General features: G+C 62.5%; 15 protein-coding genes. 13 read left to right on the forward strand and 2 right to left on the reverse strand.

Annotation, left to right across the window (positions count from 1 at the left end):
- Positions 1–262: 262 nt before the first annotated feature.
- Positions 263–1,639 (reverse strand): L-serine ammonia-lyase, encoded by a 1,377-nt coding sequence (locus tag HU767_RS07940; RefSeq protein ID WP_186707123.1) that lies wholly within the window; start codon positions 1,637–1,639, stop codon positions 263–265.
- 424 nt (positions 1,640–2,063) lie between these two features.
- On the opposite strand from HU767_RS07940, the gene HU767_RS07945 reads away from it, so the two are divergent.
- From HU767_RS07945 to yccS, 12 genes are all read left to right on the forward strand, one after another.
- Positions 2,064–3,011, forward strand: a complete 948-nt coding sequence (locus tag HU767_RS07945) for a choline ABC transporter substrate-binding protein (RefSeq protein ID WP_186707122.1) — start codon at positions 2,064–2,066, stop codon at positions 3,009–3,011.
- A gap of 71 nt (positions 3,012–3,082) precedes the next feature.
- Positions 3,083–3,928, forward strand: coding sequence for a choline ABC transporter permease subunit (gene choW / locus HU767_RS07950; RefSeq protein WP_014340605.1), 846 nt, complete (start codon positions 3,083–3,085; stop codon positions 3,926–3,928).
- Entirely contained in the window at positions 3,925–5,103 is a 1,179-nt protein-coding gene (choV, locus tag HU767_RS07955) for a choline ABC transporter ATP-binding protein (protein WP_186707121.1), read from the forward strand. Before choW ends, choV begins: the two co-directional genes overlap by 4 nt.
- 506 nt (positions 5,104–5,609) lie before the next feature.
- Entirely contained in the window at positions 5,610–6,230 is a 621-nt protein-coding gene (gene betI / locus HU767_RS07960; RefSeq protein ID WP_186707120.1) for a transcriptional regulator BetI, read from the forward strand.
- A 79-nt stretch (positions 6,231–6,309) separates the two neighbouring features.
- The gene (betB, locus tag HU767_RS07965; RefSeq protein ID WP_186729176.1) at positions 6,310–7,782 is read left to right on the forward strand and encodes a betaine-aldehyde dehydrogenase; all 1,473 of its coding nucleotides are present in this window, start codon (positions 6,310–6,312) and stop codon (positions 7,780–7,782) included.
- Between the two features lie 219 nt (positions 7,783–8,001).
- On the forward strand, positions 8,002–9,705 hold the full coding sequence (betA, locus tag HU767_RS07970; protein ID WP_186707118.1) for a choline dehydrogenase: 1,704 nt from the start codon (positions 8,002–8,004) through the stop codon (positions 9,703–9,705).
- Between the two features lie 401 nt (positions 9,706–10,106).
- Entirely contained in the window at positions 10,107–11,549 is a 1,443-nt protein-coding gene (locus HU767_RS07975) for a TldD/PmbA family protein (protein WP_186729178.1), read from the forward strand.
- Positions 11,549–12,886, forward strand: coding sequence for a TldD/PmbA family protein (locus HU767_RS07980; protein WP_186707116.1), 1,338 nt, complete (start codon positions 11,549–11,551; stop codon positions 12,884–12,886). Before HU767_RS07975 ends, HU767_RS07980 begins: the two co-directional genes overlap by 1 nt.
- Before the next feature lie 243 nt (positions 12,887–13,129).
- A complete protein-coding gene (mdtD, locus tag HU767_RS07985) occupies positions 13,130–14,557 on the forward strand; it encodes a multidrug transporter subunit MdtD (RefSeq protein ID WP_186707115.1) in 1,428 nt (475 codons plus the stop codon).
- Between the two features lie 320 nt (positions 14,558–14,877).
- On the forward strand, positions 14,878–16,215 hold the full coding sequence (gene dbpA, locus HU767_RS07990; protein WP_238349432.1) for an ATP-dependent RNA helicase DbpA: 1,338 nt from the start codon (positions 14,878–14,880) through the stop codon (positions 16,213–16,215).
- A 193-nt stretch (positions 16,216–16,408) separates the two neighbouring features.
- On the forward strand, positions 16,409–17,587 hold the full coding sequence (locus tag HU767_RS07995) for an NAD(P)/FAD-dependent oxidoreductase (protein WP_186729182.1): 1,179 nt from the start codon (positions 16,409–16,411) through the stop codon (positions 17,585–17,587).
- 236 nt (positions 17,588–17,823) lie between these two features.
- Complete coding sequence (yccS, locus tag HU767_RS08000; RefSeq protein ID WP_186707112.1) at positions 17,824–20,007, forward strand: YccS family putative transporter; 2,184 nt, start codon at positions 17,824–17,826, stop codon at positions 20,005–20,007.
- A 121-nt stretch (positions 20,008–20,128) separates the two neighbouring features.
- On the opposite strand, the gene HU767_RS08005 is transcribed toward yccS, so the two are convergent.
- Positions 20,129–20,866, reverse strand: a complete 738-nt coding sequence (locus HU767_RS08005) for a transporter substrate-binding domain-containing protein (protein WP_186729184.1) — start codon at positions 20,864–20,866, stop codon at positions 20,129–20,131.
- A gap of 260 nt (positions 20,867–21,126) precedes the next feature.
- Between HU767_RS08005 and HU767_RS08010 the strand changes: the two genes are divergently transcribed.
- Entirely contained in the window at positions 21,127–21,579 is a 453-nt protein-coding gene (locus HU767_RS08010) for a GNAT family N-acetyltransferase (protein ID WP_186707110.1), read from the forward strand.
- Positions 21,580–21,603: the final 24 nt, after the last annotated feature.

A 21,603-nucleotide genomic window follows, 5' to 3' on the forward strand; every position in this document is an offset into this window, starting at 1 on the left:
GGGCGGCGTACAAAGGCGTGACCGACAAGTCACGCCTTATCTGTTTGCGACGCGCTAAAAGGTGGCGCGTTTGCGGATGGGTGTTCATTTTACGAGCGGTTTTTACATTCATCTGTGGCGAGGGAGCTTGCTCCCGCTCGACCGCGAAGCGGTCGCAAATCCGGCTTGCGAAATATTCCTGACATCATGACGTCGCCTGGGGGCGCTTCGCGCCCCAGCGGGAGCAAGCTCCCTCGCCACAGAGTGCGGTGGAGATTTCGAATCAGCACTCCACCGCACTGACCGCCAAGCCACCGCGCGAAGTCTCTTTATATTTGTCATGCATGTCGGCACCGGTATCGCGCATGGTGCGGATCACCCGGTCCAGGGAGATGAAATGCTGGCCGTCACCGCGCAAGGCCATTTGGGCGGCGTTGATGGCCTTGACCGCGGCGATCGCGTTGCGCTCGATGCACGGCACCTGCACCAGGCCGCCGACTGGGTCGCAGGTCAGGCCGAGGTTGTGCTCCAGGCCGATTTCCGCGGCGTTGCACAATTGCTCCGGCGTGGCCCCGAGGATCTCCGCCAAGCCCGCCGCCGCCATGGCGCAAGCCGATCCCACCTCGCCCTGGCAGCCGACTTCGGCGCCGGAGATCGAGGCGTTCTTCTTGCACAGGATCCCGACGGCCGCCGCACCCAGGAAATAATCCACGACGTTGGCGTCGGTGACCGCTTCGCTGAATTTCATGAAGTAATGCAGCACCGCCGGGATGATTCCCGCCGCACCGTTGGTCGGCGCGGTGACCATGCGCCCGCCGGCGGCGTTCTCCTCGTTGACCGCCAGGGCGAATAGGTTGACCCACTCCATGGCGCTCAGGGTCGAGCCGATGACATTGGGCTTGTTCAGCTCTTGCAGGCTGCGGTGCAACTTGGCCGCGCGCCGACGCACATTCAAGCCGCCCGGCAGGATGCCCTCGTGCTTGAGGCCCTGCTCGACGCAGTCCTGCATGGCCCGCCACAGTTTCATCAGGCCACTGCGAATCTCTTCCTCGGAACGCCAGACCTTTTCGTTGGCCAGCATCAACTCGGCCACCCGCAGGTCGTGAGTGCGGCACAACTGGAGCAATTCTTCGGCGCTGGAAAAATCGTACGGCAGCTCAGTGCGATCCAAGTCCACCACGCCGCTGGTGGCCTGGGCCTGATCGACGACAAAGCCCCCGCCGACCGAGTAATACGTGTCACGGTGCAGCTCGCCGTCGGCGCCCTCGGCCACCAGGGTCATCGCATTGGGGTGGAACGGCAGGTTCTCGTCGATCAAGCGCATGTCCCGGGACCATACGAACGGTACCGGCAGGCGACCGTCGAGCAGCAGGGTCTGGGTTTCACGCAGCAACTCGATGCGCGGGCCGATCTGCGACGGGTCGATTGCGTCCGGCCACTCCCCCATCAGGCCCATGATCACGGCGTTGTCGCTGCCGTGGCCGATGCCGGTGGCCGACAGCGAACCGAACAATTGCACTTCGACCCGACGCACATCATTGAGCAGGGCCTTGGCCTTCAGCGCTTCAACGAACAGCGCCGCGGCACGCATGGGGCCCACGGTGTGGGAACTGGACGGGCCGATACCGATTTTGAACAAGTCGAAAACGCTGATTGCCATTGCCGATAACCTCCAGAACAGGCACATCCGGGCGCAGGAGCGTCCGGTGACGGAGCTGCTACGCTCAACGCCGGGATGGCCGCATCATCCGGTTTTTGCCTGGGTGCCCGACGTCTGACACCGACGCAATCATGCCCAGCAACGCCGCCCCTCCCTGCCCCCGGTTTTGCGGCGTTTTTCTGCGTGTCAGAGGTCCATCGGGGGCGGAAAAAATCTGTAAACGACGTCACCGACACTGGATGCGACCATCCCTGTACTGGATACGACCCACCCTGTAGGCGTCAGATTTGCACTGGTACATGATCGGTTACGGCTCGTTTGCAAGGCCGCGTGTCAGAAGAGTGCCCACGCGCCACCAACCGCAACATCCATAAGCGCGGTTGTCCTGACCGGACACCGCCGATAAAACACCAGGAGTCCACCCATGAAAGGTTCCAAGCCGTTGTTGTTGGCCGCCATGCTGAGTCTTCCGATGCTGGCCAACGCCGCAGAACCCGAAAAGTGCAGCACCGTCAACTTCTCCGATGTCGGCTGGACCGACATTACCGTGACCACGGCGACCACCAGCGTGGTGCTGGATGCGCTGGGCTACAAGACCAAGACCACCATGATTTCCGTGCCGGTGACCTACAAGTCCCTGGCCGATGGCAAGAACATGGACGTGTTCCTCGGCAACTGGATGCCGACCATGGAAAACGACATCAAGGCCTACCGCGAAGCCGGCACCGTGGAAACCGTGCGCACCAACCTCAAGGGCGCCAAGTACACCCTCGCAGTGCCCCAGGGCCTTTATGAGAAGGGACTGAAAGACTTCGCCGACATTCCCAAATTCAAGAAAGAACTCGACGGCAAGATCTACGGCATCGAGCCGGGCAACGACGGCAACCGCCTGATCCAGAGCATGATCGAAAAGAACGCCTTCGGCCTGAAGGACGCCGGCTTCAAAGTCGTCGAGTCGAGTGAAGCGGGCATGCTCTCGCAGGTCGATCGCGCCGCCAAGCGTGGCACCGACGTGGTGTTCCTCGGCTGGGCGCCACACCCGATGAATACCCGTTTCAAGATCCAGTACCTGACCGGCGGCGACGATTTCTTCGGCCCCGACTTCGGTGCCGCGACCGTGGCGACCAACACCCGCAAGGGCTACAGCCAGGAATGCAGCAACGTTGGCCAGCTGTTGAAAAACCTGGAGTTCACCGTCGACATGGAAAGCACGCTGATGGGCAACGTGCTCGACGACAAGATGAAACCTGAGGCCGCCGCCAAGGCCTGGCTGAAGAAAAACCCACAGGTACTCGATACCTGGCTCGCTGGCGTGACCACCATTGACGGTAAACCTGGCCTGGAGGCCGTGAAAGCCAAGCTTGCGCAATAACTGCTTATGTTATGCCGGGCGAGTTCGCTCGCCCGGGCTGTTTATTCCCTTGCATGCGGACGTTCACTACCATGCTTATTGATCAGAAAATACCCTTGGGCCAGTACATCGCGGGCTTTGTCGAATGGTTGACGCAAAACGGCGCCAACACCTTCGACGCAATCGCGCTGTTCCTGGAAACGATGATTCACGGCGTGACGTTTGCGCTGACCTGGTTCAACCCCCTGGCCCTGATCGGCCTCATTGCGCTATTGGCGCACTTCATCCAGCGCAAATGGGGCCTGACTGTATTTGTCATCGCGTCCTTTCTACTGATTCTCAACCTGGGTTACTGGCAAGAGACCATGGAAACCCTCGCCCAGGTGCTGTTCGCGACCCTGGTCTGCGTACTGATCGGCGTGCCGCTGGGCATCGTTGCCGCGCACAAGCCGATGTTCTACACGATGATGCGTCCGGTGCTCGATCTGATGCAGACCGTACCGACCTTCGTTTACCTCATTCCTACCCTGACCCTGTTCGGTCTGGGTGTGGTCCCGGGCCTGATCTCCACGGTGGTGTTCGCGATTGCCGCGCCCATCCGCCTGACCTACCTGGGCATCCGCGACGTTCCGGACGAACTGATGGACGCCGGTAAAGCCTTCGGCTGCTCCCGTCGCCAGCTCCTGTCGCGCATCGAACTGCCCCACGCCATGCCAAGCATCGCCGCCGGTATCACCCAGTGCATCATGCTGTCGTTGTCGATGGTGGTGATCGCCGCGCTGGTGGGCGCCGATGGCCTGGGCAAACCCGTGGTCAACGCATTGAACACCGCCGATATCGCCCTGGGCTTCGAAGCCGGCCTGGCGATCGTCCTGCTGGCGATCATGCTCGACCGAATCTGCAAACAACCCGACGCCAAAGTAGGGGGTGACGCATGAGCATAATTCGCTTTGAAGACGTTGACGTGATCTTCGCCAGGGACCCTCGCGAGGCCCTCAAGCTGCTCGACCAGGGCATGACCCGCAACGAAATCCTGAAGAAAACCGGGCAAATCGTCGGCGTGGAAAAAGCCAGCCTGGACATCGAGAAAGGCGAAATCTGTGTCTTGATGGGCCTGTCCGGCTCCGGCAAATCCAGTCTGCTGCGCTGCATCAACGGCTTGAACACCGTCAGCCGCGGCAAGCTATTCGTCGAGCACGAAAGCCGGCAGATCGACATTGCGTCCTGCACTCCCGCCGAGCTGAAGATGATGCGCACCAAGCGCATCGCCATGGTGTTCCAGAAGTTCGCCCTGATGCCTTGGCTGACGGTGCGCGAGAACATCAGCTTCGGCCTGGAAATGCAGGGCCGACCGGAGAAGGAACGCAAGAAGCTGGTGGATGAGAAGCTTGAGCTGGTAGGCCTGACCCAGTGGCGCAACAAGAAGCCCGACGAATTGTCCGGCGGCATGCAGCAACGGGTCGGCCTGGCCCGCGCCCTGGCGATGGACGCCGACATCCTGCTGATGGACGAACCGTTCTCGGCCCTCGACCCCTTGATCCGCCAAGGCCTGCAAGACGAACTGCTGGAGCTGCAACGCAAGCTGAGCAAGACCATCGTGTTCGTCAGCCACGACCTCGACGAAGCCCTGAAGCTGGGCAGCCGTATCGCGATCATGAAAGACGGCCGGATCATCCAGTACAGCAAGCCGGAACAAATCGTGCTGAACCCGGCCGACGACTATGTGCGCACCTTCGTCGCCCACACCAACCCGCTCAACGTCCTCTGCGGCCGCAGCCTGATGCGCACCCTGGACAACTGCAAGCGCATCAACGGCTCGGTGTGCCTGGACCCGGGCGGCGACTCCTGGCTCGACCTGGCCGACGGCAACACCATCAAGGGCGCCCGGCAGAACGGCGCGGCCCTGGACCTGCAAAACTGGGCTCCAGGCCAAGCGGTCGAAGGCCTGGGCCGACGTCCGACCCTGGTGGACTCCAACATCGGCATGCGCGATGCGTTGCAGATCCGCTACCAGACCGGCAACAAACTGGTGCTCCACGATAATCAGAAAGTCGTCGGGATCCTGGGCGACAGCGAGCTGTACCACGCACTGCTCGGCAAGAACCTGGGCTAAGCCCCCCGCACACAAAAACGCCGCGAGATGATCGCGGCGTTTTTTGTTTGGGCCTTCCAAGGCTGATGCTCATACCAGGTTTGAAATGCTGGTACTGGCTTGGAATGCTGATACTGAGCTTGGAATGCCGATACTGGGCTTGGAATGCTGATAACTGTGGCGAGGGAGCTTGCTCCCGCTCGACTGCGCAGCAGTCGCAATCCAGGCGACACGAACCTTCAGGTACATCGTGCTTGGCCGGTTTGGGGTCGCTCCGCAACCCAGCGGGAGCAAGCTCCCTCACCACAAGGGCTCGCTGCATCGCCTCATTTCAACCAATCGACGGGTGGGCAGCCAACCGACGAGTGTTATAAAGACATCCCCAAAAGTCCTCGCCCCGGCAAATAGCGACGACTTGTCATAGAACTTATTTTTTGTTGATTGAACGTTCAATCAAAACAAAATAGACTGGCCCTCGCCATGACGGACTGCACTCGTCCGCCTGCGGGCCTAAGGAGATGTGCTAGATGCCCAAGGTCGGTATGCAACCCATCCGCCGCCAACAATTGATCGAAGCGACGTTGCAAGCGGTCGATCAGGTCGGCATGGGGGACGCCAGCATTGCGCTGATCGCTCGTTTGGCCGGTGTTTCGAACGGCATCATCAGTCACTACTTTCAGGACAAGAACGGCCTGATCGCGGCCACGGCCCAGTACCTGATGAGCGTCCTGAGCGAGAACGTCACCGCGCGCCGGCAGGCGCTGGAGGACTCGAGTCCGCGGGCTCACCTCAAGGTGATCATCGAAGGCAACTTCGACGCCAGCCAGGTCAACGGCCCGGCAATGAAAACCTGGCTGGCCTTCTGGGCCACCAGCATGCATCACCCGTCTTTGCACAGGTTGCAGCGGATCAACGATCACCGTCTGTATTCCAACCTGTGTTGCCAGTTCCGCCGCGTGTTGCCCGTTGACCAGGCACGCAGCGCGGCACGGGGCCTGGCCGCGCTGATTGACGGTTTGTGGCTGCGCGGCGCGCTGTCGGGAGACGCGTTCGATACCGCCCAGGCGCACCAGATCGCTTACGAATACATGGATTTCCAACTGGCCAAAACAGGAGCGCCAGAGCACACAGAACCGCTCGACTCCTGAACCGTCACCGCAGCGCGTAGTCAGCTATAAACGACACGCTCGGTGGCCAGCCAACCACTCATGCACTTGCGAGGACTTTATGGCCCGTTTCGAACTGCAAAAACTCTACATCGATGGCGCGTACAGCGATGCCAGCGGCGACGCCACTTTCGAAGCCATCAACCCGGCCAACGGTGAAGTACTCGCCCTGGTGCAGCGCGCAACGTTCGAAGACGTCGAGCGCGCCGTGGTCAGCGCCGAAAAGGGCCAGAAAGTCTGGGCCGCCATGACTGCCATGCAGCGTTCGCGCATCCTGCGTCGCGCCGTGGAAATCCTGCGCGAGCGCAACGATGAACTGGCCGCCCTGGAAACCCTGGACACCGGCAAATCCTTCTCCGAAACCAAATACGTCGACATCGTCACCGGTGCCGACGTGCTGGAATACTACGCCGGCCTGGTGCCTGCCATCGAAGGCGAGCAGGTTCCGCTGCGCACCACATCCTTCGTCTACACCCGCCGCGAGCCCCTGGGCGTGGTGGCCGGTATCGGCGCGTGGAACTACCCGATCCAGATCGCCCTGTGGAAATCCGCACCGGCCCTGGCCGCCGGCAACGCGATGATCTTCAAGCCCAGCGAAGTCACCTCGCTGACCACGCTGAAACTGGCCGAGATCTACACCGAAGCCGGCGTTCCAGCGGGCGTGTTCAACGTCCTGACCGGCAGCGGCCGTGAAGTCGGCACCTGGCTGACCGAGCATCCGCGCATCGAGAAAATTTCCTTCACCGGCGGCACCGACACCGGCAAGAAAGTCATGGCCAGCGCCTCGAGCTCGTCGCTCAAGGACGTGACCATGGAGCTGGGCGGCAAGTCGCCGCTGATCATCTTCGACGACGCCGACCTGGATCGCGCCGCCGACACCGCGATGATGGCCAACTTCTACAGCTCCGGCCAGGTCTGCACCAACGGCACCCGCGTGTTCGTGCCGAGCCACCTCAAGGCCGCGTTCGAAGCCAAGATCGCCGAGCGCGTGGCGCGCATCCGCGTCGGCAACCCAGAAGACGAAAACACCAATTTCGGCCCGCTGGTGAGCTTCGCCCACATGGAAAGCGTGCTGGGCTACATCGAGAAAGGCAAAGCCGAAGGCGCGCGCCTGCTGTGCGGCGGCGGTCGCCTGACCGAAGGCGAATTCGCCAAGGGCGCATTTGTCGCCCCGACGGTCTTCACCGATTGCACCGATGACATGACCATCGTGCGTGAAGAAATCTTCGGCCCGGTGATGAGCATCCTCACCTACGACACCGAAGAAGAAGTGATCCGCCGTGCCAACGACACCGACTTCGGCCTGGCCGCCGGCGTCGTGACCCGCGACCTGAACCGCGCCCACCGCGTGATCCACCAGCTTGAAGCCGGCATCTGCTGGATCAACGCCTGGGGCGAATCGGCAGCGGAAATGCCGGTCGGTGGCTACAAGCAATCAGGTGTGGGCCGTGAGAACGGTATCAGCTCGCTGAACAACTTCACCCGCATCAAGTCGGTACAGGTCGAGTTGGGCGATTACACGTCGGTGTTCTGATCTGACACCGAGCCTGAGGCCGGGGCCTTTGTGGCGAGGGAGCTTGCTCCCGCTGGGCCGCGAAGCGGCCCCGACTCAGGCCTCAAGGTCATCCAGATAGAACACGGTCGCCCAGTTTGCGACTGCTACGCAGCCGAGCGGGAGCAAGCTCCCTCGCCACAGAGAATATGGCACTCGATGACCGCGACCTGAACCCAATTCAAAAAGAGGGTGCATTTCATGTCCCAAGAATTCGATTACATCATCATCGGTGCCGGCTCGGCCGGTAATACCCTGGCCACCCGCCTGACCGAAGACGAAGGCGTCACCGTCCTGCTGCTCGAAGCCGGCGGCCCGGACTATCGCCTGGACTTCCGCACGCAAATGCCCGCTGCCCTGGCGTTCCCCCTGCAGGGCCGTCGCTACAACTGGGCCTACGAGACCGACCCGGAGCCGCACATGAACGGCCGCCGCATGGAGTGCGGTCGCGGCAAGGGCCTGGGCGGTTCTTCGCTGATCAACGGCATGTGCTACATCCGCGGCAACGCCCTGGACTATGACAACTGGGCCAAGCTGCCGGGCCTGGAAGACTGGACCTACCTCGATTGCCTGCCGTATTTCCGCAAGGCCGAAACCCGCGACATCGGCCCGAACGATTACCACGGTGGCGACGGCCCGGTCAGCGTGACCACGCCCAAGGCTGGCAACAACCCGTTGTTCCACGCCATGGTCGAAGCCGGCGTGCAGGCCGGTTACCCCCGTACCGAGGACCTCAACGGCTACCAGCAGGAAGGTTTCGGCCCGATGGACCGTACCGTCACGCCCAACGGCCGTCGCGCCAGCACCGCCCGCGGTTACCTGGACGTCGCCAAGAAACGCTCGACACTGACCATTGTCACCCATGCCTTGACCGACAAGATCCTGTTCGAAGGCAAGCGCGCGGTCGGCGTGCGTTACCTGGTGGGCGCCGCTGAAGAGCGCGTCGAAGCCCGGGCCCGCAAGGAAGTGCTGCTGTGCTCCGGCGCCATCGCCTCGCCGCAGATCCTGCAACGCTCCGGCGTCGGCCCGGCCAAGCTGCTGGAAAACCTCGACATCCCGGTCGTCCACGATCTGCCGGGCGTCGGTGAAAACCTCCAGGATCACCTGGAGTTGTACCTGCAATACGCTTGCACCCAACCGGTCTCGCTGTACCCGTCGCTGCTCTGGTACAACCAGCCAGCCATCGGTGCCGAATGGCTGTTCAACGGCACCGGCATCGGCGCCAGCAACCAGTTCGAGGCTGGCGGTTTCATCCGCACGCGCCCGGATTTCGAATGGCCGAACATCCAGTACCACTTCCTGCCGGTGGCGATCAACTACAACGGCAGCAATGGCGTGAAGGAGCATGGTTTCCAGGCACACATGGGTTCCATGCGTTCGCCCAGCCGTGGTCGGATCCAGGCCAAGTCCAAGGACCCGCGCCAGCACCCGAGCATCCTGTTCAACTACATGGCGACCGAGCAGGACTGGCAGGAATTTCGCGATGGCATCCGCCTGACCCGCGAGATCATGCAGCAACCGGCGCTCGATCCGTTCCGTGGTCGCGAGATCAGCCCGGGTATTGAGGTGCAGACGGACGAACAACTGGACCAGTTCATTCGCGAGCACGCCGAAACCGCGTTCCACCCGTCCTGCTCGTGCAAGATGGGCACCGACGACATGGCCGTGGTGGACAGCGAAGGCCGCGTGCACGGTATGGAAGGGTTGCGCGTGGTCGACGCCTCGATCATGCCGATCATCACCACCGGCAACCTCAACGCACCGACGATCATGATGGCCGAGAAAATCGCCGACAAGATCCGCGGTCGCAAGCCCCTGCCACGCAGCACCGCACCTTACTACGTGGCCGGTAATGCGCCGGTGCGCGGCAAGCCGTTGCGTGAAGTGACGACCGCTACGCAGTAAGACTCATGACCGCGGCGCGGCCTTCGCGAGCAGGCTCGCTCCCACAAGGGTTGGGTGGTGGACACAGATTTTGTGACCACTGAAAAACCCACTGTGGGAGCGGGCTTGCTCGCGAAAGCGGTGGGTCAGCTTGCATCAATGTTGAATGTACCGCCGTCTTCGCGAGCAAGCCCGCTCCCACAGGGGTTCTGAGGCGAACACAGATTTTGTGACCACTGAAAATCCCACTGTGAGAGCGAGCCTGCTCGCGAAGGGGCCAGCCCATTCAGCCTATTTTTTCTGACTGCCACACCGCAAAATTCCCATCTGCCTTGATCCCTCCCCCACCCCAGGCCTACTCTAGAGCCACCGCGTCACTGCGCCGCACCTCGCTGCATCGCCACTCCAGACAAGGAGGTTTCATGTTCGACTTCCACCCCCGGCTCAAGCAGCGGTTCGCTGCCTTGCGCACGGGCGCCGAATTCTTTTCCCTGCGTTATGTGCGCGAATCCGGCCAGCATTTGTCCGTGCGCAAGAACGTCGCCGAACCGCCCAGCCTGAACCGTGATGAAGGTGCGATGCTCACCGTGCGGGTCAACGGGGTCGAAGCCTATGCCGCCACCAACGACCTGTCCCAGGCCGGCCTGCAAGCAGCACTGCAACGCGCCGAGCACCACGCGCGCCAGCTCAAGCCCCATGCCCTGCTCGACCTGCGCGGGCAAGCAGTGTCCAGCGACCGCGCCGATTACTTCTCGCCGCATTTCGACCAGGCCTTCCCGCCGTTGAGCGACTGCTACCAACTGCTCGGCGACGAATCGGCCGCGGTGCCCCGGGACGAACGCCTGGTGAACTGGCAAGCCAGCATCGGCCTGACCCAGGTCGAGCAGATCTACCTCAACAGCGCCGGCGCTGAACTGCGCCAGGCCCAACGCTTCATCTACCCGGCCCTGGACGTCACCGCCTTCGACGGTCACGACAGCCAGACCCGCACCCTGGGTCGGGAGAATTTCGGCCAACAAGGCGGCTTCGACGTGATCAGCCGCTGCGGCCTGATCGGCGCCGGGCCGAAAATCGCCGACCAGGCCTTGCAATTGCTGATGGCGCCGAACACCCCGCAAGGTCCCCGCGACCTGCTGCTGATGCCCGACCAGATGATGCTGCAAATCCACGAGTCCATCGGCCATCCGCTGGAACTGGACCGCATCCTCGGGGATGAGCGCAATTACGCCGGTACCAGCTTCGTCAAGGCCAGCGATTTCGGCCACCTGCAATACGGCTCCGATCTGCTAAACGTAACCTTCGACCCGGACATTCCCGAAGAACTGGCAAGCTACAGCCATGACGACGACGGCAGCGCCGCCAGCAAGCAGTTCCTGATTCGCGAAGGCCTGCTGCTGCGTCCATTGGGCGGGGCACTGTCGCAATTCCGTGCCGGCCTGGACGGTGTCGCCAACAGCCGCGCCTGCGGCTGGAATCGGCCGCCCATCGACCGCATGGCGAACCTGAACATCGAGCCCGGCGACCAATCCCTGGAACAATTGATCCAGGGCATCGAGCACGGCGTGCTGATGCGCACCAACCGCTCCTGGTCCATCGATGATGCCCGCAACAAATTCCAGTTCGGCTGCGAATGGGGCCAGTTGATCGAGAACGGCGAGCTCAAGGGCGTGGTGAAGAACCCCAACTACCGAGGCATTTCCGCGCAATTCTGGAAAAGCCTGCGCGCCGTGGGCGACGCCAGCACCTCGCAAGTCCTTGGCACGCCGAACTGCGGCAAGGGCGAACCGAACCAGGTCATCCGCGTCGGCCATGCATCGCCAGCCTGTGTGTTCAGCAATGTTGATGTGTTTGGGGGAGATGCCTGATGAGCACCACCAATAATCAGGCCGAGGCATTCAAGGTTCTGGTCGACTGGCTGCGCGGCGCCCTGCGTACGCCTGAACAGTTCACCCTCGGCTACGCCGCCGAATCCTCGGCCTTCGTGCGTTTCAACCACGGCAAGGTCCGCCAGGCCGGGCAGGTGCAGCAGGCCAATATCAGCTTCAAATTGATCGACGACGGTCGCCACGCCGACTTGCAGATTACGCTGTCCGGCGACCCCGAGGCCGATGTGCAACGCCTGTCCGAAGGCTTGCAGCAACTGCGCGAAACCTTGCCGCTGCTGCCCCGCGATCCGTACCTGCTGCTCAACCATCATCACTGGCAGAGCAACAATGTGCAGGACCATCCGCTGCCCGAGACGGAGCAGGCCGTTGCCGAAATCACCCGCGCCGCCGAAGGCCTGGACCTGGTGGGCTTCTACGCCGCCGGGCCCATCAGCCGAGGTTTCGCCAGTTCTTCGGGCGCGTTCGGCTGGCATCAGGCCAACAGCTTCAACTTCGATTTCAGCCTGTTCCATGACAACGGCCAGGCAGTGAAAGCCAGCTACGCCGGGCATGTGTGGAGCAGCGAAGGATTTGCCCAACGTTTCGAGCAGGCCCGCGAGCAACTGGCGTTTCTCGGCCGCCCGCTGCGCACGTTGCCGCCCGGCGAATACCGCGCCTATCTGGCGCCGGCCGCCCTGGAAGAGATCATGGGCATGCTCAGTTGGGGCGGGTTCTCGGCCCAGGCCATTGCCAGCAAACAGAGCCCGCTGCAGAAGTTCTATGCTGGCGAAGCCCACTTCAGTCCCAACGTGTGGCTCACGGAGCAGGTCAGCGGCTCCCTGAGCCCGGCGTTTTCCGACGAAGGTTATCCCCGCGACGACCTGGGGCTGATCGCCAAGGGCATGGCCAACGCACAATTGGTCAACTCCCGCAGCGCCGCCGAATACGGCCTCGCGGCCAACGGCGCCAGCCGCTACGAATACCCCACGGCGCTGGACATGCAGGGCGGGCAACTGGAGCAGAAGTACATCCTTGAAGCACTTGGCACAGGGTTGTACATCAGCAACCTCTGGTACCTGAACTACTCGGACCAACCGGCGGCACGCCTGACCGGCATGACCCGTTTCGCCACGTTCTGGGTCGAGAACGGCCAGATCCAGGCACCGGTCAGCACGATGCGTTTCGACGACAGCGTCTACAGCCTGCTGGGCTCGCAACTCGAAGCGCTGACCCGAGAGCGGGAACTTCTGCTCTCGGCCAGCACCTACAGCCAGCGGGCCACGGCCTCGATGTTGTTGCCGGGGGCGTTGGTGAAGCGGTTGACCTTGACGCTGTAGCATCAAGAAGGTGGCTTCCACCTCCTGTGGCGAGGGAGCTTGCTCCCGCTCGGCTGCGAAGCAGTCGTAATCCAGGCGACGCGATCTTTCGGGCACACCGTGTTGGCCGGTTTTGGGGGTGCTTCGCCCCCCAGCGGGAGCAAGCTCCCTCGCCACAAGAGCTTCCTTGCCACAGGTAACTGTTCATTTTTTAAAAGATCCCCTCGCCCCAGGTAATTGTTCACTTTTCATACAAGAGGTCCCATGCCCAACCGCGCCCCGCTCGACGCCGTCACCGCCCGCTGGCTTCCGTGGGTCGTGGCGATTGCCTTCTTCATGCAGTCCCTGGACGGGACCATCCTCAACACCGCCCTGCCCGCCATGGCCAGCGACCTGGCGGAAAACCCGCTGCGCATGCAAGGCGTGATCATTGCCTACATGCTCACCGTGGCGTTGCTGATCCCGGCGTCGGGCTGGATCGCCGACCGCTTCGGCACCAAGAAGATTTTCTTCGGGGCGATCCTGCTGTTCAGCTTCGGCTCACTGCTGTGCGCCTTGTCCAATTCGTTGAGCATGCTGATCGGCGCCCGGGTCGTCCAAGGCCTGGGCGGTGCGCTGATGCTGCCGGTGGGCAGGCTGGTGGTGCTGCGGGCGTATCCGCGCTCGGAACTGGTGCGGATCATGGGTTTCATCACGATCCCTGGCCTGCTCGGCCCACTGATCGGCCCGACCATGGGCGGCTGGATGGTGGAATACCTGACCTGGCACTGGATCTTCATCATCAACCTGCCGGTGGGCGTGATCGGCTGCTACGCGGTGTGGAAATTCATCCCCGACCTGCGTGGCAGCGAGCGCACGCGGTTCGATGGGCTGGGGTTCCTGCTGTTCGGCGCGGCGATGGTGCTGATTACCATCGCCATGGAAGGCCTGGGTGAACTGCACTTGCCGCACCTACGGGTGATGTTGCTGCTGTTCGGCGGCATGGCCTGCCTGGCGGCCTATTGGCTGCGGGCCGGGCACGTCGAAAATGCGCTGTTTCCACCGTCGTTGTTCAAGACCCGGACCTTCGCCGTCGGTATTCTCGGCAACCTCTTCGCGCGCCTGGGCAGCGGTGCCTTGCCGTTCCTGGTGCCGTTGCTGCTGCAAGTCGCCCTGGGTTATTCACCGTCCCAGGCCGGCATGAGCATGCTGCCCCTGGCGGCGGCGGCCATGGTCGCCAAATCCGTGGCCCGACCGCTGATCGAACGCTTTGGCTACCGCGCCGTGTTGACCAGCAACACCCTGGCCCTGGGCCTGATGCTGGCGAGCATGGGCCTGGTCAGCGAACAGACGCCGTACTGGCTGCTGCTGGCGCAACTGGCGGTGCTGGGGGCGATCAACTCGCTGCAATTCACCGCGATGAACACCGTGACCCTGATCGACCTGGACGACGCCAGCGCCAGCAGCGGCAACAGCCTGTTGTCGGTGGTGGCGCAACTGTCCCTGAGCCTCGGCGTGGCCTGCGCCGGCGCGCTGCTGGGCGGCTTTACCGCCCAAGTGGGCAACGATGGGGTGGAGACGGTGCTGGGCGCATTCCAACTGACGTTCGTGACGGTGGGGATCATGGCGATGCTGGCGGCGACGATCTTTTCCCAGTTGTCGAAGCAGGATGGGCGGCGGGACAAGCGGCCGGATGAGCATATCGAGCACTAGGTAGGACTCGGACGGTTTTAAGGCTTCAGGGCTTTTGTGGCGAGGGAGCTTGCTCCCGCTCGGCTGCGCAGCAGACGCAATCCAGGCGACGCGAACTTCCAGGGGCACCGTGTTGGCCGGTTTGGGGCCGCTTCGCGCCCCAGCGGGAGCAAGCTCCCTCGCCACAGGGAATTCGCCCACTTCAGAACTGCGCCACAGCTCGTCCAGAACTTTCGAAGAAAGTGGCACGAGGCTGCTACACTGCGCGACATTTTGTTTTGCAGGCCAGTCCCGTGACCACCATTGCCACCGCTTTTAATACTTTGCCGCTGTCCGCCGCCATGCTGGCTAACCTCGAATCACTCGGTTATGCCCAGATGACGCCGATCCAGGCGCAAAGCTTGCCGGTGATCCTCAAGGGCATGGACCTGATCGCCCAGGCCAAGACCGGCAGCGGCAAGACCGCCGCCTTCGGCATCGGCCTGCTGAACCCGATCAACCCGCGCTTCTTCGGCTGCCAGGCTCTGGTGATGTGCCCGACCCGCGAGCTGGCCGACCAGGTCGCCAAGGAAATCCGTCGCCTGGCCCGCGCCGAAGACAACATCAAGGTCCTGACCCTGTGCGGCGGCGTGTCCTTCGGCCCGCAGATCGCCTCCCTCGAACACGGCGCCCACATCATCGTCGGCACGCCGGGGCGCATCCAGCAGCACCTGCGCAAGGGTTCGCTGGTGCTCGACGGCCTCAACACGCTGATCCTCGACGAAGCCGACCGCATGCTCGACATGGGCTTCTACGACGCCATCGAAGATATCATTCAGCAGACCCCGGAACGCCGCCAGACGCTGCTGTTCTCCGCCACCTACCCGGTGGGCATCAAGCAACTGTCGTCCAAGTTCATGCGCAACCCGCAGCAAGTAAAGGCCGAGGCGCTGCACTCCGATGCGCAGATCGAGCAGCGCTTCTATGAGATCTCCCCCGAGGAGCGCATGGACGCGGTGGTCAAGGTCCTGGCGCATTTCCGGCCGGCCTCCTGCGTGGCGTTCTGCTTCACCAAGCAGCAAGTCCAGGAAACCGTCGACCACCTGACGGCCAAGGGCATCTCGGCCGTCGGCCTGCACGGCGACCTGGAACAGCGCGACCGCGACCAGGTGCTGGCGATGTTCGCCAACCGCAGCACCTCGGTGCTGGTGGCCACCGACGTAGCGGCCCGCGGCCTCGACATTGACGCCCTAGACATGGTGATCAACGTCGAGCTGGCCCGGGATTCGGAAATCCACATCCACCGTGTCGGCCGCACCGGTCGCGCCGGTGAGAAAGGCATCGCCATCAGCCTGGTGGCGCCGTCCGAAGCCCACCGCGCCCAGGCCATCGAGCAACTGCAGAAGTCACCGCTGAGCTGGGACCAATTGGACAACCTCAAGCCCCAGGGTGGCGGCCCGCTGCTGCCGGCCATGAGCACCCTGTGCATCGGCGCCGGGCGCAAGGACAAAGTCCGCCCTGGCGATATCCTCGGCGCCCTGACCGGCGACGCCGGCATCCCTGGCGCCCAGGTCGGCAAGATCGCGATCTTCGATTTCCAGGCCTACGTGGCCGTGGAACGCGGCATCGCCAAACAGGCCTTGCAGCGCTTGAACGATGGCAAGATCAAGGGCCGCTCGTTGCGGGTGCGGATCCTCTGATTCCAGTTGATTCACTCTGTGGCGAGGGAGCTTGCTCCCGCTGGGCTGCGCAGCAGCCCTAAGAGCAATCAACGCGCGCCTTCAGACAGTTCGCATTCGTTGGTTTTGCGACCGCTTCGCGGTCGAGCGGGAGCAAGCTCCCTCGCCACAAAAGCTCCATACTCAGCCGACCATCGAAATTGAGGACACCGTTTTGCGCTCTACCGAAGTCGTGATCATTGGCGCTGGCGCCGCAGGGTTGATGTGCGCGCTGACCGCGGCCGCGCGCGGGCGGCAGGTGATGTTGCTGGACCACGCCAACAAGGCCGGCAAGAAAATCCTCATGTCGGGCGGCGGGCGCTGCAATTTCACCAACATGTACACCGAGCCGGCCAATTTCCTGTCGCAGAACCCGCACTTCTGCAAGTCGGCCCTGGCCCGCTACACCCAGTGGGATTTCATCGCGCTGGTGGCCAAGCACGGCGTGCCTTATCACGAAAAAAAGCTCGGCCAGTTGTTCTGCGATAACAAGTCCAGCGACATCCTCGGCCTGCTGTTGGATGAATGCGACCAGGCCGGCGTCAGCCTGCACCTGGACACCTCGATCACGCAGATCGAAAAAACCGACGACGGCTACCGGCTGCAAACCACCCTCGGCGCCCTCGCCTGCCAATCCCTGGTGATCGCCACGGGCGGGCTGTCGATCCCCACGCTCGGGGCAACCGGCTTCGGTTACCAGGTGGCAAAACAGTTTGGCCACGAACTGCTGCCGACCCGCGCCGGCCTGGTGCCGTTCACCATCACCGATCAGCTCAAGGCCCTGTGCACTGAACTCTCGGGCACCTCGGTAGATTGCCTGGTGAGCTGTAACGACCAGAGTTTTCGCGAGAATATCCTGTTCACCCATCGCGGCCTGAGCGGCCCGGCGATCCTGCAGATTTCCTCGTTCTGGGAACCAGGGGACACGGTGCAGATCAACCTGCTGCCCGACCACGATGTGCCGCAATGGCTGCAACAGCAACAGGCCGAACGCCCCAACAGCGAACTCAAGACCCTGCTGGGCGAATTGTTCACCAAGAAAATGGCCAACCTGCTGGCCGACACTTGGTTCGTGTCCAAACCCATGAAGCAATACACCCACGCGGAGCTGGCGGACATCGCCGAGAAACTGGCGAGCTGGAATGTCGTTCCTGCCGGCACCGAAGGCTACCGCACCGCCGAAGTCACACTCGGCGGCGTCGACACCCGGGAAGTCTCGTCCAAGACCATGGAGTCGCTGAAAAGCCCGGGCCTGTATTTCATCGGCGAAGTGCTGGACGTCACCGGGCACCTGGGCGGGTTCAACTTCCAGTGGGCCTGGGCTTCCGGGTATGCGGCGGCGCAGTACGTCTGAGCCGACACGACTCGAATGTGGGTAATAAACCCTGTGGGAGCGGGCTTGCTCGCGAAGGCGGTGTATCAGGCAATTCAATAGCGGCTGACACACCGCTTTCGCGAGCAAGCCCGCTCCCACAGTAGCTCGGCGGCGGACATCGGAACACTTTTTGCTGCCAGATGTGATCGCCGCCATTGCGTCGGCGTCATTACTGCCTCAATTTAGCGTCATTGCCCGTCAGGCCCGTGCACTTCATGTCAGCGAACTCGTTTAGCCAGTCTTTGCGTCGCCTTTGGGCGTTGGATAAGTTCAGTTATAGCGTGCGGGTCTTCATCGCCCTGACCGGCAGCATGGGGTTGTGTTGGTACCTGGACGAGATGGCGCTGCTGATTCCCTTGTTCCTGGGCATCATCGCCAGCGCCCTGGCCGAGACCGACGACAGTTGGCAGGGCCGCCTCAATGCGCTGGCAGTCACGCTGCTGTGTTTCAGCACCGCAGCGCTGTCGGTGGAGTTGCTGTTTCCGTACCCCATCCTGTTCATCGTCGCCCTGGCCCTGGCGGCATTCGGCCTGACCATGCTTGGCGCCTTGGGCGAACGTTATGGCGCAATTGCCTCGGCCACCCTGATTCTTTCGGTCTACACCATGATCGGCGTGGACCAGCGCGGCGTCGCCGTCAACGATTTCTGGCACGAACCCCTGCTATTGGTCGCCGGTGCCGCGTGGTACGGCGTGCTGTCGGTCGTGTGGCAGGCATTGTTTTCCAACCAGCCGGTGCAGCAAAGCCTGGCGCGGCTGTTTCGCGAACTGGGACGCTACCTCAAGCTCAAATCATCGCTCCTGGAGCCGATCCGCCAACTGGACATCGAAGCACGCCGCCTGGAGCTGGCCCAGCAAAACGGTCGGGTGGTCGCTGCGCTCAACAGCGCGAAGGAAATCATCCTGCACCGCGTCGGCAATGGCCGGCCCGGCTCGAAGGTCAGCCGCTACCTGAAGCTGTACTTCCTGGCCCAGGACATCCACGAACGGGCCAGCTCGTCCCACTATCCCTACAACGCCCTGGCCGAGGCGTTCTTCCACAGCGACGTGCTGTTCCGCTGCCAACGCCTGCTGCGCCAGCAAGGCAAGGCCTGCCAGGCGCTGGCCGAATCGATCCAACTGCGCCAGCCATTCATCTACGACGATACTTTTGCCGAAGCCCTCAACGACCTGCACGCGTCCCTCGAACACCTGCGCATCCAGAGCAACCCGGCCTGGCGCGGCTTGCTGCGGTCGTTGCGAGCCCTGTCGGTGAACCTGGGCACCATGGACCGCCTGCTCAGCGACGCGAGCAACCCCGACGCCCTGGCCGACGCCACCGACAGCAGCCTGCTGGACCGCTCGCCGCGCAATCTCAAGGACGTCTGGCTGCGCTTGCGTACGCAGCTCACGCCCACCTCGCTGCTGTTCCGCCATGCCCTGCGCTTGCCCCTGGCCCTGAGCGTGGGCTACGCCATGGTGCACCTGATCCACCCGTCCCAGGGCTATTGGATCATCCTCACCACGCTGTTCGTCTGCCAACCCAACTATGGCGCCACCCGGCGCAAGCTCGGCCAGCGGATCATCGGCACCGCCATCGGCCTGACCGTGGCCTGGGCGCTGTTCGATCTGTTTCCCAATCCGCTGGTGCAATCGTGCTTCGCCATTGCCGCCGGGGTGGTGTTCTTTACCAACCGCACCACCCGCTACACCCTGGCGACGGCGGCGATCACCGTCATGGTGCTGTTCTGCTTCAACCAGGTGGGCGACGGCTACGGGCTGCTGCTGCCACGGTTGTTCGATACCTTGCTGGGCAGCCTGATCGCCGGGCTGGCGGTGTTCCTGTTCCTGCCCGACTGGCAAGGTCGGCGGCTGAACAAGGTGTTGGCCAACACGCTGACCTGCAACAGCATTTACCTGCGCCAGATCATGCAGCAATACGCCGCCGGCAAAAGCGACGACCTGGCTTATCGCCTGGCCCGACGCAACGCCCACAACGCCGATGCCGCGCTGTCCACCACGCTGGCCAACATGCTGATGGAGCCGGGGCACTTCCGCAAGGAAGCCGACGTGGGCTTCCGCTTCCTGGTGCTGTCCCACACCCTGCTCAGCTACCTGTCAGGCCTGGGCGCCCATCGCGGCACCGAGTTGCCGACGCAAGTACGCGAACAATTGATCGACGGTGCCGGGGTGAAACTGGCGGCGAGCATCGACGAAATCGCACAAGGCCTGGCAAGCAAACAGCCGATCGCGATCCAGAGCGATGAAGAGGAAGCCCTGGCCAGTGAGTTGGAGCAGATGCCCGATGAGATCGACGAAGGACAGCGGTTGGTGCAGACGCAATTGGGGTTGATCTGTCGGCAGTTGGGGCCGTTGCGCACGTTGGCGGCGCATCTGATCAAGGATACTGGCGAGGCTTGAGGGTTGTGGTGAATGGGCCGCCCCCTTCGCGAGCAAGCCCGCTCCCACAGGAGTACGCATTCCAAATGTGGGAGCGGGCTTGCTCGCGAAGAGGCCAGTCCAGGCAAATCAACATTTAAGCTCACATACCATGTTGCTTGAGCAACCGGTCATAACTCCCATCCGCCTTCATCGCCGCGATCGCCCGATCGAACCCGGCCACGATCTGCTCATGCTCCGGGTTCTTCAGGCTGACCAGGATGTGCAGGCTGTTTTCGCTCAAGGGCTTGGGCAGGAACTCCACGGCGCTGCGCACCGTGGGCGATTCACGGGCCAGGTAATAGCGGGCGACGTACTCGTCTTCCAGGGTCAACTTCACCCGGTCGGCCGCCAGCATGCGCACCGCCATGGCGAAATTGTGCACCGGCACTTTCTGCATTTTCGGGTCTTCGTCGAACGCCTTGGAATAGGCGTAACCGCGCACCACGGCGATGGGATACGCACGCAACTGGGGCAGGCTATCAAACTGGATCGCTTCGTCCTTGCGCTTGATGAAGCGCACGCGGTTGAGCAGGTATTCGGCCGAGAACCGGCCTATGTGCGTGCGCTCCTCGCTGTACCAGGCATTGATCAGCACATCATAGCGGCCCTCGCCGATACCCAGCATCGCCCGGGCCCAGGGCACTTGTTCGAAGTCCGTGGCATAACCGGCCCGCGCCAGGGCCGTGCTGACGATGTCGGTCGCCAGGCCGCCATTGACCAGGGTGGAATCGGTAAAGGGCGGCCAGGCATCGGCAACCAGGCGCAACTTCTGCGCACAGGCCTCGTAGCTCAGCAACAGCAACCCGATCAATGCAAGAGCTCGATGCAATCGCGGCATGCCAAACATCCTTGACGGGTTCAAAGCCCGGTTTGTTTTTAGCCCAAACCCAACGGGCATCCTCGGACACCCGGTCCTAACATTAGCTCATTGGAACCGCTGCGCAGCGCTGCCATGAAGATTACACAAAGACGACAGTCCCGCGACAAAGGAATGATGGCATTTTGGTCTTTGTCACAGATTTTCGGGTCGTGCAAGCAAGAGACTTCCGAGCCAAGCACGCTTACTATCGGCATCAGGTTCTTCAGGAAATTCAAAAAATGGATATCGAATGGGTCTGCAAACATCACACTGACCTGAGCAAGGAGCAGCTGTATGCCGTCCTCAAGCTGCGCGCCGAGGTGTTCGTCGTCGAGCAGAACTGCGCCTACCCGGACGTTGACGGCCTGGACCTGGAGGGCGACACCTGCCACTTGATGGCCTGGCACGACAACCACTTGGTGGCTTACCTGCGCCTGCTCGACCCGCACTCGCAAAACAGCGACGTGGTGATCGGGCGCGTGATCATCGCGCCACAGGCACGCGGCCAGGGGCTGGGCCATACGCTGATGGAAAAGGCCCTCAAGCAGGCCGAGAAGCATTGGCCCGGCGTATCGATCTCGTTGTCGGCCCAGGCGCATTTGCAGGGGTATTACGGGCGGTATGGGTTTGAAGTGGTGGGGGTGGAGTATATGGAGGATGGGATTCCACACATCGGCATGCATCGTCCTTAAGATCCCCTTCGCGAGCAAGCCCGC

It is taken from the genome of Pseudomonas sp. SWRI179 (assembly GCF_014268705.1).
Taxonomy (GTDB): Bacteria; Pseudomonadota; Gammaproteobacteria; order Pseudomonadales; family Pseudomonadaceae; genus Aquipseudomonas; species Aquipseudomonas zanjanensis.

Bases quoted from the DNA above. Each gene is read 5' to 3' on its own strand.
- yccS (WP_186707112.1), top strand. From the start codon at position 17,824: ATGTCAGCGAACTCGTTTAGCCAGTCTTTGCGTCGCCTTTGGGCGTTG.
- betA (WP_186707118.1), top strand. From the start codon at position 8,002: ATGTCCCAAGAATTCGATTACATCATCATCGGTGCCGGCTCGGCCGGT.
- choW (WP_014340605.1), top strand. From the start codon at position 3,083: ATGCTTATTGATCAGAAAATACCCTTGGGCCAGTACATCGCGGGCTTT.
- HU767_RS07975 (WP_186729178.1), top strand. From the start codon at position 10,107: ATGTTCGACTTCCACCCCCGGCTCAAGCAGCGGTTCGCTGCCTTGCGC.
- betI (WP_186707120.1), top strand. From the start codon at position 5,610: ATGCCCAAGGTCGGTATGCAACCCATCCGCCGCCAACAATTGATCGAA.
- choV (WP_186707121.1), top strand. From the start codon at position 3,925: ATGAGCATAATTCGCTTTGAAGACGTTGACGTGATCTTCGCCAGGGAC.
- HU767_RS08005 (WP_186729184.1), bottom strand. From the start codon at position 20,866: ATGCCGCGATTGCATCGAGCTCTTGCATTGATCGGGTTGCTGTTGCTG.
- betB (WP_186729176.1), top strand. From the start codon at position 6,310: ATGGCCCGTTTCGAACTGCAAAAACTCTACATCGATGGCGCGTACAGC.
- HU767_RS08010 (WP_186707110.1), top strand. From the start codon at position 21,127: ATGGATATCGAATGGGTCTGCAAACATCACACTGACCTGAGCAAGGAG.
- dbpA (WP_238349432.1), top strand. From the start codon at position 14,878: ATGCTGGCTAACCTCGAATCACTCGGTTATGCCCAGATGACGCCGATC.
- mdtD (WP_186707115.1), top strand. From the start codon at position 13,130: ATGCCCAACCGCGCCCCGCTCGACGCCGTCACCGCCCGCTGGCTTCCG.
- HU767_RS07945 (WP_186707122.1), top strand. From the start codon at position 2,064: ATGAAAGGTTCCAAGCCGTTGTTGTTGGCCGCCATGCTGAGTCTTCCG.
- HU767_RS07940 (WP_186707123.1), bottom strand. From the start codon at position 1,639: ATGGCAATCAGCGTTTTCGACTTGTTCAAAATCGGTATCGGCCCGTCC.
- HU767_RS07980 (WP_186707116.1), top strand. From the start codon at position 11,549: ATGAGCACCACCAATAATCAGGCCGAGGCATTCAAGGTTCTGGTCGAC.